The organism is Pseudomonas massiliensis (genome assembly GCF_000826105.1).
Taxonomy (GTDB): domain Bacteria; phylum Pseudomonadota; class Gammaproteobacteria; order Pseudomonadales; family Pseudomonadaceae; genus Aquipseudomonas; species Aquipseudomonas massiliensis.
In genome coordinates this window covers 99,594-114,475 of the sequence record NZ_CCYK01000004.1, presented here as the reverse complement: position 1 = coordinate 114,475, position 14,882 = coordinate 99,594, and the positions used below count along the sequence as shown (strand labels likewise).

At 64.0% G+C, this 14,882-nt stretch carries 12 protein-coding genes; 6 read left to right on the top strand and 6 right to left on the bottom strand.

What is annotated here, in order from left to right; all coding sequences use genetic code 11:
- Positions 1-234 precede the first annotated feature (234 nt).
- The gene (locus BN1188_RS01940; protein WP_052469117.1) at positions 235-1,422 is read left to right on the top strand and encodes an MFS transporter; all 1,188 of its coding nucleotides are present in this window, start codon (positions 235-237) and stop codon (positions 1,420-1,422) included.
- Here BN1188_RS01940 and mgtE read toward each other — a convergent pair.
- The gene (gene mgtE, locus BN1188_RS01935; protein WP_084596128.1) at positions 1,394-2,710 is read right to left on the bottom strand and encodes a magnesium transporter; all 1,317 of its coding nucleotides are present in this window, start codon (positions 2,708-2,710) and stop codon (positions 1,394-1,396) included. The two genes, BN1188_RS01940 and mgtE, sit on opposite strands and share 29 nt — an antisense overlap.
- Before the next feature lie 465 nt (positions 2,711-3,175).
- On the opposite strand from mgtE, the gene ilvD reads away from it, so the two are divergent.
- Positions 3,176-5,014, top strand: coding sequence for a dihydroxy-acid dehydratase (gene ilvD / locus BN1188_RS01930; protein ID WP_040259519.1), 1,839 nt, complete (start codon positions 3,176-3,178; stop codon positions 5,012-5,014).
- 48 nt (positions 5,015-5,062) lie between these two features.
- Here the strand turns inward: ilvD and BN1188_RS01925 are convergent, their stop codons facing one another.
- On the bottom strand, positions 5,063-5,581 hold the full coding sequence (locus BN1188_RS01925) for a dihydrofolate reductase (protein ID WP_040259518.1): 519 nt from the start codon (positions 5,579-5,581) through the stop codon (positions 5,063-5,065).
- Between the two features lie 48 nt (positions 5,582-5,629).
- Here BN1188_RS01925 and BN1188_RS01920 point away from each other — a divergent pair, with 48 nt between their 5' ends.
- Together BN1188_RS01920 and BN1188_RS01915 are read left to right on the top strand one after the other, a co-directional pair.
- On the top strand, positions 5,630-7,033 hold the full coding sequence (locus BN1188_RS01920) for a DUF2868 domain-containing protein (protein WP_052469116.1): 1,404 nt from the start codon (positions 5,630-5,632) through the stop codon (positions 7,031-7,033).
- The gene (locus BN1188_RS01915; RefSeq protein WP_040259516.1) at positions 7,026-8,399 is read left to right on the top strand and encodes a DUF3482 domain-containing protein; all 1,374 of its coding nucleotides are present in this window, start codon (positions 7,026-7,028) and stop codon (positions 8,397-8,399) included. Before BN1188_RS01920 ends, BN1188_RS01915 begins: the two co-directional genes overlap by 8 nt.
- Here BN1188_RS01915 and BN1188_RS01910 read toward each other — a convergent pair.
- Positions 8,366-10,717: a heavy metal translocating P-type ATPase gene (locus BN1188_RS01910; protein WP_084596127.1), complete on the bottom strand. Its 2,352-nt coding sequence runs from the start codon at positions 10,715-10,717 to the stop codon at positions 8,366-8,368. The two genes, BN1188_RS01915 and BN1188_RS01910, sit on opposite strands and share 34 nt — an antisense overlap.
- A 100-nt stretch (positions 10,718-10,817) precedes the next feature.
- Between BN1188_RS01910 and cadR the strand changes: the two genes are divergently transcribed.
- On the top strand, positions 10,818-11,267 hold the full coding sequence (cadR, locus tag BN1188_RS01905) for a Cd(II)/Pb(II)-responsive transcriptional regulator (protein ID WP_040259515.1): 450 nt from the start codon (positions 10,818-10,820) through the stop codon (positions 11,265-11,267).
- A gap of 44 nt (positions 11,268-11,311) precedes the next feature.
- Here cadR and BN1188_RS01900 read toward each other — a convergent pair whose 3' ends face one another.
- The 3 genes from BN1188_RS01900 to BN1188_RS01890 are packed head-to-tail and all read right to left on the bottom strand — an operon-like array spanning position 11,312 to position 13,930.
- Positions 11,312-12,283 (bottom strand): thymidylate synthase, encoded by a 972-nt coding sequence (locus tag BN1188_RS01900; protein ID WP_040259514.1) that lies wholly within the window; start codon positions 12,281-12,283, stop codon positions 11,312-11,314.
- A gap of 41 nt (positions 12,284-12,324) precedes the next feature.
- On the bottom strand, positions 12,325-13,134 hold the full coding sequence (lgt, locus tag BN1188_RS01895) for a prolipoprotein diacylglyceryl transferase (protein ID WP_040259513.1): 810 nt from the start codon (positions 13,132-13,134) through the stop codon (positions 12,325-12,327).
- 13 nt (positions 13,135-13,147) lie between these two features.
- The gene (locus BN1188_RS01890; RefSeq protein ID WP_040259512.1) at positions 13,148-13,930 is read right to left on the bottom strand and encodes a sulfite exporter TauE/SafE family protein; all 783 of its coding nucleotides are present in this window, start codon (positions 13,928-13,930) and stop codon (positions 13,148-13,150) included.
- Positions 13,931-14,049: 119 nt separating this feature from the next.
- Here BN1188_RS01890 and BN1188_RS01885 point away from each other — a divergent pair, with 119 nt between their 5' ends.
- On the top strand, positions 14,050-14,799 hold the full coding sequence (locus BN1188_RS01885) for an NRDE family protein (protein ID WP_040259511.1): 750 nt from the start codon (positions 14,050-14,052) through the stop codon (positions 14,797-14,799).
- The last annotated feature ends 83 nt before the right edge of the window (positions 14,800-14,882 follow it).

Genomic DNA, 14,882 nt, shown 5'->3' with positions numbered 1-14,882 from the left:
TTGGGGCATGGCGATTCGTCGCCCTACGCGCGTGTGTGATTTTGCCGTTGGGGCCTACTTTTCCTGACTGAAGAATCATCCAGATGGGTGGGTTCCTGGCTGATTCTTTTTTTGCGCTTCAGCACGACCACTCAGCGCGGAAACACACTCCAAGAATTTTCCTACGGTCTTTTCAGCTCACGTTGCGCTGGGGTTTGCTTTTAGGCTGCCGCTTCCTCTTGTAGGGAGTCTGCAATGCCGGCCGTTATGCCTCTCCTCCTGCTGGTTGTGCTTCTTGGTGTATTTCCCATGGATGTGATGCTCGCCTCGATTCCATCCATGGCGCTGCATTTTGAAAGCAGCACCCAGCGACTCGTAGCCAATGTGGCGCTGTTTCCTATGTTCGCAGCGCTCGCGCAACTGATTGTGGGCGCTGTCTCGGATCGATACGGCCGCAAGTCGCTGCTAATGGCATGCCTGGGCATGGCCGCCGTCGGTGGGCTAGGCAGTGCGTTTGCCAGCAGCTTCACTGGATTTACTTTCTGGCGCGCCATGCAAGCCCTTGGCTGCGGAGGCTTGGTCCTTGTACACGCGCTGGTACAGGACTTGTACCCCGCCCGCCAGCGTACCCGCCAACGTATAGGGCTAAACACTGCCAGTGGCGTCTTCATCTCGCTCTCGCCTCTTGCAGGCGTGGTACTGGAAGGGCAGTTGGGCTGGCGCGGGAGCTTCTGGGTATTCGCCGGGCTCTGCGCCCTGGCGGCCCTGCTTGCGGCGAAGATCCTGCCAGGCGGCGTGTCTGAAACCAGGGGGGAACGCCTCGGTGCATGCGAAGCCCTGACACACAAGGTCAACTTCGCCTGCGCCGCCTTGCTGGCCATGCTGTTGTTCACTGCTCACTTCAGTTTCATCGTGCTTTCCCCCCTGATTTTCCTCGAGCAACTCAATAGGAGCAGTACAGCCTATGGCTTCGCCATGCTTGCCTATGGAAGCGCCTACCTGGCAGGCGGCGTGATTGCCGGCCGCGTGGCGAGTCGGTACACGGAGATCGCCCAAATGGGCTTCGCCCTTGCCTTGGTCATGGCCGGTGGCACATTGATGACTTTGCTTCATGGCCTGATCGGCATGACGTTGTTCAGCCTGCTCAGCGGTGGTTGCCTGATGGTCGTGGGCGTGACTTTGGGACGCCCCGCCGCCACCACGGTCGCAATGAACAGCCTGCCAGGCAGGGCTGGCCTGGCGGCGGCAATACTCAATGCATTAACACTCATTGGCGGCGGCGCGTTGAGTGCTCTATTGGGGCTGTTTGCAAAACACAGCCTGTGGTTGCTCCCAGGCGTATGGCTGGCACTAGGGACCCTGGGGTGCTGCTTGATCTTGCACCCCAGGATACGCCGACCAGTGGAAGCCCCGCTTACAGGTCCAGCACCTGCGAAGCGATAGCGAAATACACCAGCACCCCGGCCGCATCCGCGATGGAGGTGATCAGCGGCCCGCTGGCGGTGGCCGGGTCCATGCGCAGGCGGCTGAGCAGGAAGGGCAGGCTCATGCCGATCACGCTGCCCAGGATCACGATGATCACCATGCTGCTCGCCACGATGGCGGCGATCGCCGGGCCGCCACGCAGTATGCCCAGACCTGCCACGGCCACCGCCATGGTCGCGCCCAGGGCCAGGGCGACCAGGCATTCGCGCCCCAGCAGGCGAACCCAGTCGCGCAGCACAACCTCCCCCGTGGCCAGGGCGCGAACCATCAGGGTGGCGGACTGGGAGCCCGCGTTTCCGCCGCTGTCCACCAGCAGCGGCAGGAAGAAGACCAAGGCGATATTGGCGGCGATCACGTCTTCGAAGGCCGCGATGCCCGCGCCTGAGAACAGATTGCCGAATACCAGCAGCACCAGCCAGAAGACGCGCTTGCGGTAGAGCAACCCCACGGTGGCGTCGCGCAGGTTGCCAATGTGGGTAGCGATGGACGCGCCCTTGTGGAAGTCTTCGGTAGCCTCATCCACCACCACATCCATGGCGTCGTCACAGGTGACGATGCCCACCAGCCGTCCGTGCGGGTCCAGGATGGGCAGCGCGAGCAGATCGTAATCGTTGATAAGCCGGGCAACCCGTTCCTGGGGGCAGTCCACAGGTGCGCTTATCACCTGGGCCGAGGCCAGGCTGGCGACCGTCATCTCGGGCGCGGCCAACACCAGGTCTCGCAGGGACAACACGCCAGTGAGACGGCGCTGCTCGTCCACCACATAGGCCTGGTAGATGGTTTCGGCCCGAGGCGCGCCCTCGCGCAACGCGGCAATGGCCTCGCTGACGGTCATCGCACTGTCAACGGTGCAGTATTCACTGGTCATGATCGCGCCTGCGGTGCCCTCTTGATGGGCACTGAGTCGGAGCAGATCGTCACGTTCCGCCTGGGCCAGGGCGGACAGCAACTGCTGGCGGACGCTGGAACCCAGGCGTTGGAAAAGGTCCACCCGCTCATCGGCGGACATGGCGCTGACCAATCGGGCCAGTTGGGTGCGAGGCATGTTTTCGGTGAGCTCGACTTGCCGCGTCAGTGGCAGGTAGCCGAACACTTCAGCACGCTCTTTCAGCTCCACCTGTTCCAGGTTTTCAAGAGCCGAATCGACTGGCATGAGGGCAAGATAACGGGCGATGTCGGCGGCCAGTGAGGCTTTGGCAACAGCGGGAGCAGCCAAGGTGAAAACAGCATTGTGGACATGGGTCATGGCATTCTCCGGCACTCGAACGGGCCGAAGAACAGGGCAGGCAATGGCCGCCGAGACTACGGGCCGTACGCGCGCGTACTACAGGGTTGATTCGATGAACTGGGAAGGTCCATTCAGAAGGTCTCTAAACACCGCAAATACGGCGAGGGGATACTAGGAAGCCGAACGAGGCGGGGCAAGCTTGCAAGGCCTTGCTGAAACGTTTCTCTGAAAAGTCCTACAGTTGATCGCTGCCTGCGCCTTTTCCCACGTCCGGATGTCCGGGCCCATTCCCTCAAGGCGTCAGGGGTGTAGAATCGGTTCATTCATCGCCAACATCCCCCGGCGGGTTTATGAGCCAGGCCCAGGCTTGCGGAGATCCCGCGCAGCTATCGGCCACTTCCGCAAGGGCAGCCCAACGGCCTCCCGGCCGGAACAGAACAAGGCTCACATTTCCTGGAACCTGATTGCCGCCCGGAGCGCCTCATGCCTGATTACCGTTCGAAAACGTCCACCCATGGCCGCAACATGGCCGGTGCCCGCGCGCTGTGGCGCGCCACCGGCATGAAAGACGACGACTTCAAGAAGCCGATCATCGCCATCGCCAACTCCTTCACTCAGTTCGTGCCGGGCCACGTGCACCTCAAAGACCTGGGTCAACTGGTAGCACGTGAAATCGAGCGCGCCGGGGGCGTAGCCAAGGAGTTCAACACCATCGCCGTGGACGACGGCATCGCCATGGGCCACGACGGCATGCTGTACTCCCTCCCCAGCCGGGAGATCATCGCCGACTCGGTCGAATACATGGTCAACGCCCACTGCGCTGACGCCATCGTATGCATCTCCAACTGCGACAAGATCACCCCTGGCATGCTCATGGCCGCGCTGCGCCTGAACATCCCGGTGGTCTTCGTCTCCGGCGGCCCGATGGAAGCGGGCAAGACCAAGCTGGCCAGCCACGGCCTGGACCTGGTCGACGCCATGGTGATCGCCGCGGACAGCAGCGCGTCGGATGAGAAAGTCGCCGAATACGAACGCAGCGCCTGCCCTACCTGCGGTTCCTGTTCCGGCATGTTCACCGCCAACTCCATGAACTGCCTCACCGAGGCCCTGGGCCTGGCGTTGCCCGGCAACGGTTCGATCGTGGCCACTCACGCCGACCGTGAGCAGTTGTTCCTGCGCGCCGGCCGCACCATCGTGGAGATCGCCAAGCGCTACTACCACGATAACGACGAGTCGGTGCTGCCGCGCAACATTGCGTCCTTCAAGGCGTTCGAGAACGCCATGACCCTGGACATCGCCATGGGTGGTTCGACCAATACCATCCTGCACCTTTTGGCGGCGGCCCAGGAGGCTGAGCTGCATTTCGACCTGCGCGACATCGACCGGCTATCGCGCAAGGTGCCGCAGCTGTGCAAGGTGGCGCCGAACACACCCAAGTATCATATGGAGGACGTGCACCGGGCCGGCGGAATCTTCGGCATCCTCGGCGAGCTGGCCCGGGCCGGCCTGCTGCATACGGACGTACCCACGGTCCACAGCCCGAGCATGGCCGCAGCCATCGCCCAGTGGGACATCACCCAGACCACCGACGAAGCCGTGCGCGAGTTCTATCGCGCCGGGCCCGCTGGCATCCCGACTCAGGTCGCCTTCAGCCAGAGCACGCGTTGGGAAACCCTGGACGACGACCGCGCCGAAGGCTGCATCCGTAGCCTGGCCCACGCCTATTCCCTGGAAGGCGGCCTGGCGGTGCTCTACGGCAACCTGGCCGTGGACGGCTGTGTGGTGAAAACCGCGGGCGTGGACGAATCCATCCACCGCTTCGAGGGCACCGCCAAGATCTTCGAAAGCCAGGACAGCGCCGTGCGTGGCATCCTCAACGACGAAGTGAAGGCCGGCGACGTGGTGATCATTCGCTACGAAGGCCCCAAGGGCGGGCCGGGGATGCAGGAAATGCTCTACCCCACCTCGTATCTGAAATCCAAGGGTCTGGGTAAGGCCTGCGCACTGCTGACCGACGGCCGTTTCTCCGGTGGTACCTCGGGTCTGTCCATCGGCCATGCCTCTCCGGAAGCCGCCGCGGGCGGCACCATCGCCCTGGCGCAGGATGGTGACAAGGTATTGATCGACATCCCCAACCGCGCCATCAACCTGCTGGTCGACGATGGTGAGCTGGCGGCGCGTCGTCACGATCAGGAAGAAAAAGGCTGGAAGCCCGCCGAAGCGCGCCCACGCAAGGTGACCACCGCGCTCAAGGCCTACGCCCTGCTGGCGACCAGCGCCGACAAGGGCGCCGTGCGCAACAAGGCGCTGCTGGACGGTTGAGCCGATGCCGAGGCTGGCCTACCTGCGCCAGCCTCGGCACTTTGCCTCTCAAGCGGTTCGCCGCTCCCAAACCTCGAAGGTGTAGCCCGGCGCTGTGCCCTCAACCGGGTTGGAAACGCTGGAAACCTTCTCCCATGCCTGGCAATCGAAGCTCGGGAAGTAGGCGTCCCCTTCTGGCGCGGCATGCACACGGGTCAGGTACAGACGGTCGGCATCCGGCAGGCCAAGGGCATAGAGCTGCGCCCCGCCGATCAGCATGATCTCATCTACCCCTTGATCCGTCGCCCAGGCCTGGGCGCGGACGGTGGCTGCCTCGAGCGACGGGTAGACCTCCGCGCCCTCCAGGATCAGGTCCGGCTGGCGGCTGACGACCAGATTCAGCCGACCAGGCAGGGGCCGACCGAGAGAATCCCAGGTCTTGCGCCCCATGATGATGGGCTTGCCCAAAGTGGTGGACTTGAAATAACGGAAATCGCCCGGCAGGTGCCAGGGCATGCGGTTGTCGATACCGATAACGCCATTTTCAGCGGCGGCGGCAATCAGGCTTAACGTAAAGGACTTGTTCATGGTTGCGAGGATAACAGAGGGCCGCGCTGCCAGCAGCCGGGGTGCGATATGCTGGCGACTGGATTTTCCACGGGAGTGCGCGTGAACAAGCTGGATACCCTTTGGTTGACGGAGGCGATCAGCCTGCGCGAGCGTGATACCGGCCCGTTGGATGACAACGAGGCTAATAGGGTAGCGCGGCAGGAAGGCGGCGACTTCGCTCAACGCTGGCAGGCCCGCGCATTATGGCTGGCGCGCCGAGATGGCTTGGTAACCGCGTTGACGCACTGGAAACAGGGCGCCCGCCTGGGTGCGATCGCCCTGGCGATTCTGGCGCTGTTAAGCGGCGCGGGCATGGCGGCCACTGCCTTTGCCGACGCGCCACGGCCAATCAATGTATTCTGGGCGGTGGGCAGTCTGCTGGGCCTGAACCTGATCATGCTCGCGCTCTGGTTCCTGGGCCTTCTGCTTGGCGGCGGCCACGGCGCCTGGCTGGGCCGGCTGTGGCTGGGTCTGAGCCAGCGTCTGGCGCGGGATGCCAAATCCGCTCACCTGGGCGCGTCGCTGGTCACGCTTTTGCACCGACATGGGCTCAATCGCTGGCTGATGGGCGCGGCGGTCCATGCCTTCTGGACCCTTTGCATGCTGGCCACGCTGCTCACGCTGCTGCTGATGTTCGCCGCTCGCCGCTACGATTTCGCCTGGGAAACCACCCTGCTCCACAGCCAAGCCTTCATTGCCTTGACGGTTCACCTTGGCACCCTCCCCGCATGGCTTGGCTTTCCGGTGCCCGATGCCGCCCTGGTACAGGCCAGCGGCAATGGCCCTGCGGCGCTGGAGGGCGCTCGCCAGGCCTGGGCAGGCTGGCTGGTAGGGGTGGTCGCGTGCTACGGCCTGTTGCCGCGAGCGCTGCTGGCCCTCGGCTGCTGGCTGCGCTGGCGCCTGGGCCTGAGGCGCCTGCGGCCCGCGCTGGATACGCCCCAGGCTCAACGGCTGCGCGAGCGCCTCATACCTTCGGCCGAGCCGCTGGGCGCCAAGGATCTCCCGGCGGAGCCCGCCTGGGGAATGGTCGCCTCAGCTCAGGGTAGCCAGGGGCATGGCGCTGTCATGGCCGCCATAGAGCTGGACAGTGATCAACCCTGGCCGCCCATGACCAGCCCGCACATTCGTGACGCCGGCATCCTGGATGACCGGGCCTCCCGGCACCGCTTGCTCGAAGCCCTGGCCAGCCACCCCGCCGAACGCCTGTTGCTGGCCTGCGACCCTCGTCGCTCACCAGACCGAGGTACCCAGGCACTGTTGGCGGAGCTTTCGCGCAATGCGCGGGAAACCCGGGTATGGCTGCTACCCTTGCCATCCGGGGTCGCCGATGATCCGGCACGCCTGGAAGCCTGGCGCGGCGCGCTGGAACAGTTGGCTCTGAAGGCTGAAGTGGGGTTTCCTCAACATTGGCTGGAGCAGGCCCATGGCTGACACGCTGCGGCTGGCCGTGGTCGGCCATACCAATGTCGGCAAGACGTCATTGTTGCGTACCCTTACCCGCGACCCTGGGTTCGGCGAGGTGTCGCACCGCCCCGGCACCACCCGCCATGTAGAGGGTGCTCGTTTATCGGTGGACGGCCAGGCCTTGCTGGAGCTTTACGACACCCCCGGCCTGGAGGATGCCGTGGCACTGCTTGAATACCTGGACCGGCTCGGCAACGGCCATGTACGCCTCGACGGGCCAGCGCGCATAGAAGCTTTCCTGGGCTCGGCCGAGGCGCGCCAGCGCTTCGAGCAGGAAGCCAAGGTGGTGCGCCAGCTCAGCGCTTCGGACGCCGGGCTTTACGTGATCGACGCCCGTGAGCCGATCCTGGCCAAATACCGGGACGAGCTGCAGATCCTGGCCAGTTGCGGAAAACCCCTGTTACCGGTGCTCAATTTCGTCAGTGCTCCGGCAGCGCGCCGCGAGGCCTGGCAAGCGGCCCTGGCGCGCTTGGGCTTGCATGCCCTGGTCGCCTTCGACACCGTCGCCCCGCCTCAGGATGGGGAGCGCCGCCTGTATGAAAGTCTGGCCCTGCTGATCGAGCGCGCCCGCCCAGGCCTGGAACGACTGATCGAAGACCTTGAGCAACAGCGCCAACAGCGCTTGGCAGCGGGACGAGCACTGATCGCCGAATTGCTCATCGACTGCGCCGCCTGCCGCCGCGCGGTGGCGCCGGATGCCCGAGCGGTGGAGGTCGAGGCTTTGCGCGCGCAGGTTCGTCAGCGCGAACAGGCCTGCGTCAGCGAGCTGTTGGCGCTCTTCGGTTTCAGGCCAGGGGACGCCGAAGCGGCGAGCCTGCCCTTGCTCGACGGCCGCTGGGGTGATGACCTGTTCAACCCGGAAACCCTTCGGCAGTTGGGTGTGAAAGTAGGCGGTGGCCTGGCGGCTGGCGCCGCGGCGGGGGCCGGGATAGACCTGCTTGCCGGCGGCCTCACACTGGGCTTGGCCACCCTGGCGGGCGCTGTGGCTGGCGGTGCCTTGCAGACCGCTCGCGGCTACGGCGGGCGTTTGTTGGGCAAATGGCGCGGAGAGCAGCTGTTGAGTGTCGACGACGCGGTACTGCGGCTGTTGGCCTTGCGGCAGAATGCCTTGATGCAGGCGCTGGTGCGCCGCGGGCATGCGGCTCAGGATAGCGTGCAGCTACCCGAGCAGGACCCCGGACAATGGCGCGAGGGGCGGCTGCCGTCCGCGCTCAAGCGGGCCCGCGCCCACCCGGAGTGGTCCAGCCTTAATCCAGGCTGGCGCCGTGGCCGCGGTTTCCCTGGCCGAGACGAGCGCGCTCAGGCGATGGCCGAGGTGGCCGCCGAACTTTGAACCGGACCGCGCAGCAAGCGCAACCCGTTGAACACCACCAACAGACTCACCCCCATATCGGCAAAGACGGCCATCCACAAGGTAGCCAGGCCAACCAGGCTGAGCCCCAGGAAGACTGCCTTGATACCCAAGGCCAGCGCGATGTTTTGCATGAGCACTCGCCGGGTACGCCTGGACAGCTCGATGAATTCAGGCAATTTGCGTAGATCGTCGTCCATCAAAGCCACATCCGCGGTTTCGATCGCGGCGTGCGTACCTGCCGCGCCCATGGCGAAGCCGATATCAGCACGGGCCAGGGCCGGCGCATCGTTGATACCGTCCCCTACCATACCTACCGGCTCGCCACGCTGAACCAGGGCTTCGATCGCGGCCAGCTTGTCTTCGGGTAGCAGATTACCTCGAGCCTGGTCGATTCCCACCTGAGCCGCCATTGCTGTCGCGGCTGCCTGATTGTCACCACTGAGCATCAGGGTCGCCACCCCCAGGCGGTGCAACCGGGCTACAGCCTCGCCGCTCGATTCACGCAGCGCGTCAGCGACCGCGAACAGCGCCAAGGCTCGCTGCTCATCGCACAGCACAACGCCGGTCTTGCCGGCGCCCTCCAGCTTGGCAAGGGCCGCTTCCAGCTCAGGCCCGCACAGGCCCAGCTCTTCGACCAATCGATGATTGCCCAGGGCATAGTGCTGGCCCTGGATCAGGCCACGACTACCACGGCCTGGCAGTGCCTCGAAGCCTGTGACGGGTAGCACCTCTGCCTGCAAGCCACCAGCCAGGGCTTTGGATACAGGGTGGTCCGACCGGCTCGCCAGGCTTTTCGCCCAGGTCTCCAGAGGCAGCGCCTGATCCGTCAAGTCTATGACATCAGTCAACACAGGCGTGCCCTGAGTCAGGGTGCCGGTCTTGTCCAGCGCAAGCCAGCGCAAGCGATAGCCGCTTTCCAGGTAAGCGCCGCCTTTGATCAGGATCCCACGACGCGCCGCCGCCGCCAGGCCGCTAACCAGGGTAACCGGCGTCGAGATGACCAACGCGCAAGGGCAAGCCACGACCAATAACACCAAGCCGCGATAGATCCATTCCAGCCAGGTGCCCAGGCCGAACAATGGTGGCAGCAAGGCAACGGCTGTGGCCAGGGCCATTACAGCCGGTGTGTAGACCCGGGAAAAGCGTTCGACAAAGCGCTGGGTTGGCGCCCGGCTACCCTGGGCCTGGGCGACCACGCGCTGGATCTGCCCTAGGGTGGAATCGTTGGCCAGCGCGGTGGTGCGATATTCCAGCTCGCCGGTCTGGTTCACCGTGCCGGCGAACAACAAGTCGCCAGGCGTTTTATCCACAGGCAGGCTTTCACCCGTGATGGGGGCCTGGTCAACGGTCGAGCGTCCCGTGGTAACCGTACCGTCCAAGGCGATACGTTCGCCGGGTCGCGCCCGTACAAGGCTGCCCACTGCGATATCGCCTACCGGTCGCATTTGCCATTGGCCCTGAGCGTCCTGTGCCAACGCTTGCTCAGGCGCCAGCTGCATCAGCGCGCCAATGGCATTACGCGCGCGCTCCAGGGAACCTGCCTCGATTCGCTCGGCCAAGGCAAAGAGCACCATGACCATGGCGGCCTCGGGCCATTGGCCGATCAGCACCGCCCCGGTCACCGCCAGGCTCATCAAGGCATTGATGTTCAGGTTGCGCTGACGTATGGCGATCCAACCCTTGCGGTAGGTACCAACCCCGGTCACGCCTATGGCGATCAGGGCAAGGATCACCACCAGCGCCTCGGGCCCTCGCTGGAACAGGTGCAGCAGCTCCGCCGCGGCCGCTGCTACCAACCCGAGGCCCAGTGCCCAACGGCCGTGCCGGGCAGGCGTGGGCGCCTGGGCGGCATCGGCTTGCGCCTCGCTCAGGGGAACGGCGGTCATCCCGACTTCGGCGATGGCGGCTTCGATGGCGGTGGTCGCTTTCAGCGAATGGCGGACACCGAGAACCCGGTTGATGAGGTTGAATTCCAGGCCATGGATGCCCGGCATCTGGCCAAGACGTTTCTCCAACAGCGCCTGTTCGGTAGGGCAATCCATGGCTTCTATGCGGAAACGGCTGAAGTGACCACCGACTTGATCGTCGAAGGCCACGCCAGTGGGACGACCATCGTGGTCATGGTCATGGTCATGGTCGTGGTCGTGGTCGTGGTCGTGGTCGTGGTCGTGGTCGTGGTCGTGGCGCTCAGGGTGATGCGCATGGGCCTGGCGCGCATGTCCATCGCCATCGTTGTGCTGGCAGGACGACGCGCAAGCGTGCACGGATCTGGAATCGGGCTGAGAGTGGCGGTGCATGGATGGCTCCGACGGCTGACTGTTGCTTAGTCAACACCCTGTAGCCACTATAGGGTCAAGGGCGCATTCGTTCATGGCCCGCATACCGAGGATCGGCGTCATGAAAATCGGCGAACTGGCCAAGGCCACCGACTGCCAGGTAGAAACCATCCGCTATTACGAACGTGAGCGGCTACTACCGGAGCCGGCACGCACCGAAGGCAATTACCGACACTACACCCAGGCCCATGTGGAGCGGCTGACCTTCATTCGCAACTGCCGCACCCTGGACATGACCCTGGACGAGATACGTTCGCTGCTCGCCCTGCGCGACAACGTCCGCGCGCCCTGCGCCCGGGTCAATGCCTTGGTGGACGAGCATATCGAACATGTGCGTGCCCGCATCCAGGGTTTGCTGGAACTCGAAGCCCAGCTGGTCGGCCTGCGCGATCGCTGCCAGGCAGGCGACACCACGGCCGGGTGCGGCATTCTGGAGCGGCTGGAGGTCAGCGGCGCGGTGACGCTACCTACCGCTGAAGCCAGCCATGTGGGACGTAGTCATGGGCACTAGGCGCTAGGGACTTCAGCGAGGGCGCGTCAGTGGCACACGAGCGGTCAGACCGCCATCGGCGCCGTCAACGGCGGGTGGTGCTCGTAGCCTTCAAGGCTGAAATCGCTGGGCTCGATCTTTTCCAGCCACTGCGGCGCGTAGACACCGGTCTTGGCGTAGTCAGGCACGCGGTCGGAAATCACCAGCCGCGGCGCGGGCAAGGGTTCCCGGCGCATCTGCTCGTTGAGCATGTCCAGGTGATTCACATACACATGGGCGTCGCCCACGAAATAGGTGAGCCAACGGGGTGTGTAGCCGGTCAGGCGCCCGAACAGAGAGAGCATGGCGGCGCCTTCGGTGATATTGAAAGGCGTGCCAAGGCCCAGGTCATTGGAGCGGATGTACAGCGTCAGTGAAAGCTCGCGCGTCTGTGCGTTGGGATGGAACTGGTACAGCAGATGGCAGGGCGGTAGGGCCATTTCGTCGAGTTGGGCGCAATTCCAACCATGGAACAGAATGCGTCGGCTGCCGGGGTCATTGACGATGGTGTCCAGGCATTGGCGAACCTGATCGATGGCTTTGTACAACACGACGAATCGCTCGCCGTTTTCCTCGTCTTCGGCAATCTGCCGGTAACCCTGGGCCAGACTGGCCTGGATGGCGGCCGGGTTGCTCGACGGCACGCGCTTATAGGCAGGCCACTTGCGCCATTGCACCCCGTAGATTTCACCGAGATCGTCAGTGCCCTGGCGGAAGGGGTTGTTCAGCCACTGGCTGTTTTCATTGGCGTTCTGGTCCCAGACCTTGCAGCCCAGGGCACGGAAATCCGCGGCGCTGTTGGCGCCGCGCAAGAAACCGACCATTTCGCCGATGGCGGATTTGAATGCCAGCTTGCGGGTGGTGATGGCAGGGAAGCCTTCCTGCAGGTCGAACTTCAGCATGGCGCCCGGCAGGCTGATGGTATTCACTCCGGTGCGGTTGGCCTGGCGGGTGCCGTGCTGGATAACCTGGGCGACGAGATCGAGATAGTGCTTCATGACAGTCCTGAAGGAGCGGAGCCTTGGCCCCGCCCGAAAATTTAAGCGGTTTGCCGGCGGGCCGGATCACGGTGGTACGCCAGCCAGATAAGCGCGGCGCCGCCGAGGATCATCGGCAGGCAAAGTACCTGGCCCATGGTCAGCCAACCGAAGGCCAGGTACCCCAACTGGGCATCCGGCACGCGCACGAACTCCACCAGGAAGCGGAAAATGCCATAGCAGAGCGCGAACATCCCCGACACCGCCATGGTAGGCCGTGGCTTGCTGGAATACAGCCAGAGAATGACGAACAGCGCCACGCCTTCCAGGGCAAACTGATAAAGCTGGGAAGGATGACGCGGCAACTGGGCAGGGTCGCTGAAGGGCGGAAACACCATCGCCCATGGCAGGTCGGTGGGTTTGCCCCACAACTCGGCGTTGATGAAATTGCCAATGCGCCCCGCACCCAGGCCCAGGGGCACGAAGGGCGCGATGAAGTCCATCAGTTGGAAGAACGTCTTGTCGTTGCGCTTGCCGAACCACCAGGTAGACAGCATCACGCCGATAAGACCGCCGTGGAACGACATGCCGCCTTTCCATACTTCGAAGATCAGTGCCGGATGGGCAATGTAGGCTGGCAAATCGTAGAACAGGACATAGCCCAGACGCCCGCCCAGGATCACCCCCATGGCGACCCAGAACACCAGGTCGGAGAGTTTTTCCCGGTTCCAGGTAGGGTCGAACCGCGGCAGGCGTCGCGGTGCCAGCAGCCAGGCACTGCCGATGCCCAGCAGGTACATCAGGCCATACCAATGGATCTGCAACGGCCCGATGCTCACTGCCACGGGGTCTATCTGCGGGTAAGGCAGCATTTCTTTTCCTCGATCAAAGCAAAAAACCAAGGCCAACGCTGAACAGCAGCATGGCGAACAGACGCTTGAGCAGCCGCGGCGACAAGCGATGGGCCAGACGCGCGCCGAAGCGGGCGCACAACATGCTGGTAATGGCAATGCCCACCAGCGCCGGCCAGTAAACGAACCCGGAACTATGCGCTGGCAGCAGCGGATCCTGCCAGCCCAGGATGATGAAACTTATGGCACCTGAGAGGGCGATAGGCAGCCCGCAGGCTGAAGACGTGGCCACCGCCTGTTGCATGGGGACACGTCGCCAGGAAAGGTAAGGCACGGTCAACGAGCCACCGCCGATGCCGAAGATCGCCGACGCCCAGCCGATGATCACGCCGGCCAGGGTAAGCCCGCCCTTGCCGGGAGTGTCCCGACTGCCCTTGGGCTTGAAGTCGAGGAACATCTGCACACTCACTAGCAAGGCGAACACGCCGATGATCTTCTGCAAATGCGGCCCCTGGATGAGCGAGGCGGTCTTGGCGCCCAATGCGCTTCCCAGCAGGATGCCCAGGGTCATCCAGGCAAAGACGTGCCAGCGCACCGCGCCGCGCTTATGATGTTCGCGAATGGCATTGAGCGACGTGAACACGATGGTGGCCAACGAAGTGCCTACCGCCAGGTGTGTCAGCACATCGGGAGAGAAGCCTTGCAAGCCGAAGCTGAAAACCAGCACCGGAACGATGATGATCCCGCCGCCCACTCCGAACAGGCCTGCCAGCACACCGGCGCAAGCTCCCAAGGCCAGATAGAGCGCGTATTCCATGTCAGACTCCCCAAGCGAGGGCGCATGGTAACGGATAGGGTACCGCCGGCTCCAGTCGCCCTGATGGAACCCGATGACCGCAGCCCTGCGAAAGAGCTGCCAAGGAGACACTCCAGCCCATGTGCCTGATTACCTTCGCCTGGCGCCCTGACCATGACCGCCCCTTGATAGTGGCCGCCAATCGTGACGAATTCTATGCCCGCCCGACCGCCGCCGCGGCTGAATGGGAGGACGCGCCAGGCGTCTATGCGGGACGCGACCTGGAGGCTGGAGGGACCTGGCTGGGCATAGGCCCGCGAGGCCGCTTCGCCGCGGTCACCAATATCCGCGCGGTAGCGAGCCGGCCTGCCCCGCGTTCCCGAGGCGAATTATGCGCGGCTTACCTAGCTGGTGAACTCAAGCTGGACGACTATGCGCGCCAGGTGTGCGACCGTGCGCAGGCGTATGGCGGCTTCAATTTGCTCTTGGGAGATGGAAGCAACCTGTATTACCTCAACAGTCACAGCAGAGTGCCCGAGGCCCTGGCCGCTGGTGTATATGGGCTGTCCAACGCCGCGCTCGATACGCCCTGGCCCAAGCTGCTCAAGGCCCGGGAAGGCTTCGCGGCCTTGTTGGAGGCGTCGCCGGAGCAGTTGATGGCATTGCTGAGTGACCCTACCTTGGCCAAGGACGCGGATTTGCCCGAGACAGGCGTAGGGCTGGCAACCGAGCGGTTATTGTCCAGCGTGTTCATCGCCAGTCCGACCTATGGCACCCGTGCGAGCACGGTACTAGTGGCCTGGGCCGATGGTCGGCGCACCCTGGTCGAGCGCAGCTTCGGCCCCAGCGGTGGCCGGCTTGGAGAAGTAAGTTTCGAGATTCCGGACTGACTTCCGTTCAGCCGTAGGAGGCAGCGAAGCTGCCGAGCCTGACTCTTCTCCGTAAGCCTCGGCACCCGCATTCGCTTTCCTGT

What these genes read in the sequence shown, in the direction of transcription:
- BN1188_RS01940 (WP_052469117.1), top strand. Translation starts at nt 235, where the DNA reads ATGCCGGCCGTTATGCCTCTCCTCCTGCTGGTTGTGCTTCTTGGTGTA.
- mgtE (WP_084596128.1), bottom strand. Translation starts at nt 2,710, where the DNA reads ATGACCCATGTCCACAATGCTGTTTTCACCTTGGCTGCTCCCGCTGTT.
- ilvD (WP_040259519.1), top strand. Translation starts at nt 3,176, where the DNA reads ATGCCTGATTACCGTTCGAAAACGTCCACCCATGGCCGCAACATGGCC.
- BN1188_RS01925 (WP_040259518.1), bottom strand. Translation starts at nt 5,581, where the DNA reads ATGAACAAGTCCTTTACGTTAAGCCTGATTGCCGCCGCCGCTGAAAAT.
- BN1188_RS01920 (WP_052469116.1), top strand. Translation starts at nt 5,630, where the DNA reads ATGCTGGCGACTGGATTTTCCACGGGAGTGCGCGTGAACAAGCTGGAT.
- BN1188_RS01915 (WP_040259516.1), top strand. Translation starts at nt 7,026, where the DNA reads ATGGCTGACACGCTGCGGCTGGCCGTGGTCGGCCATACCAATGTCGGC.
- BN1188_RS01910 (WP_084596127.1), bottom strand. Translation starts at nt 10,717, where the DNA reads ATGCACCGCCACTCTCAGCCCGATTCCAGATCCGTGCACGCTTGCGCG.
- cadR (WP_040259515.1), top strand. Translation starts at nt 10,818, where the DNA reads ATGAAAATCGGCGAACTGGCCAAGGCCACCGACTGCCAGGTAGAAACC.
- BN1188_RS01900 (WP_040259514.1), bottom strand. Translation starts at nt 12,283, where the DNA reads ATGAAGCACTATCTCGATCTCGTCGCCCAGGTTATCCAGCACGGCACC.
- lgt (WP_040259513.1), bottom strand. Translation starts at nt 13,134, where the DNA reads ATGCTGCCTTACCCGCAGATAGACCCCGTGGCAGTGAGCATCGGGCCG.
- BN1188_RS01890 (WP_040259512.1), bottom strand. Translation starts at nt 13,930, where the DNA reads ATGGAATACGCGCTCTATCTGGCCTTGGGAGCTTGCGCCGGTGTGCTG.
- BN1188_RS01885 (WP_040259511.1), top strand. Translation starts at nt 14,050, where the DNA reads ATGTGCCTGATTACCTTCGCCTGGCGCCCTGACCATGACCGCCCCTTG.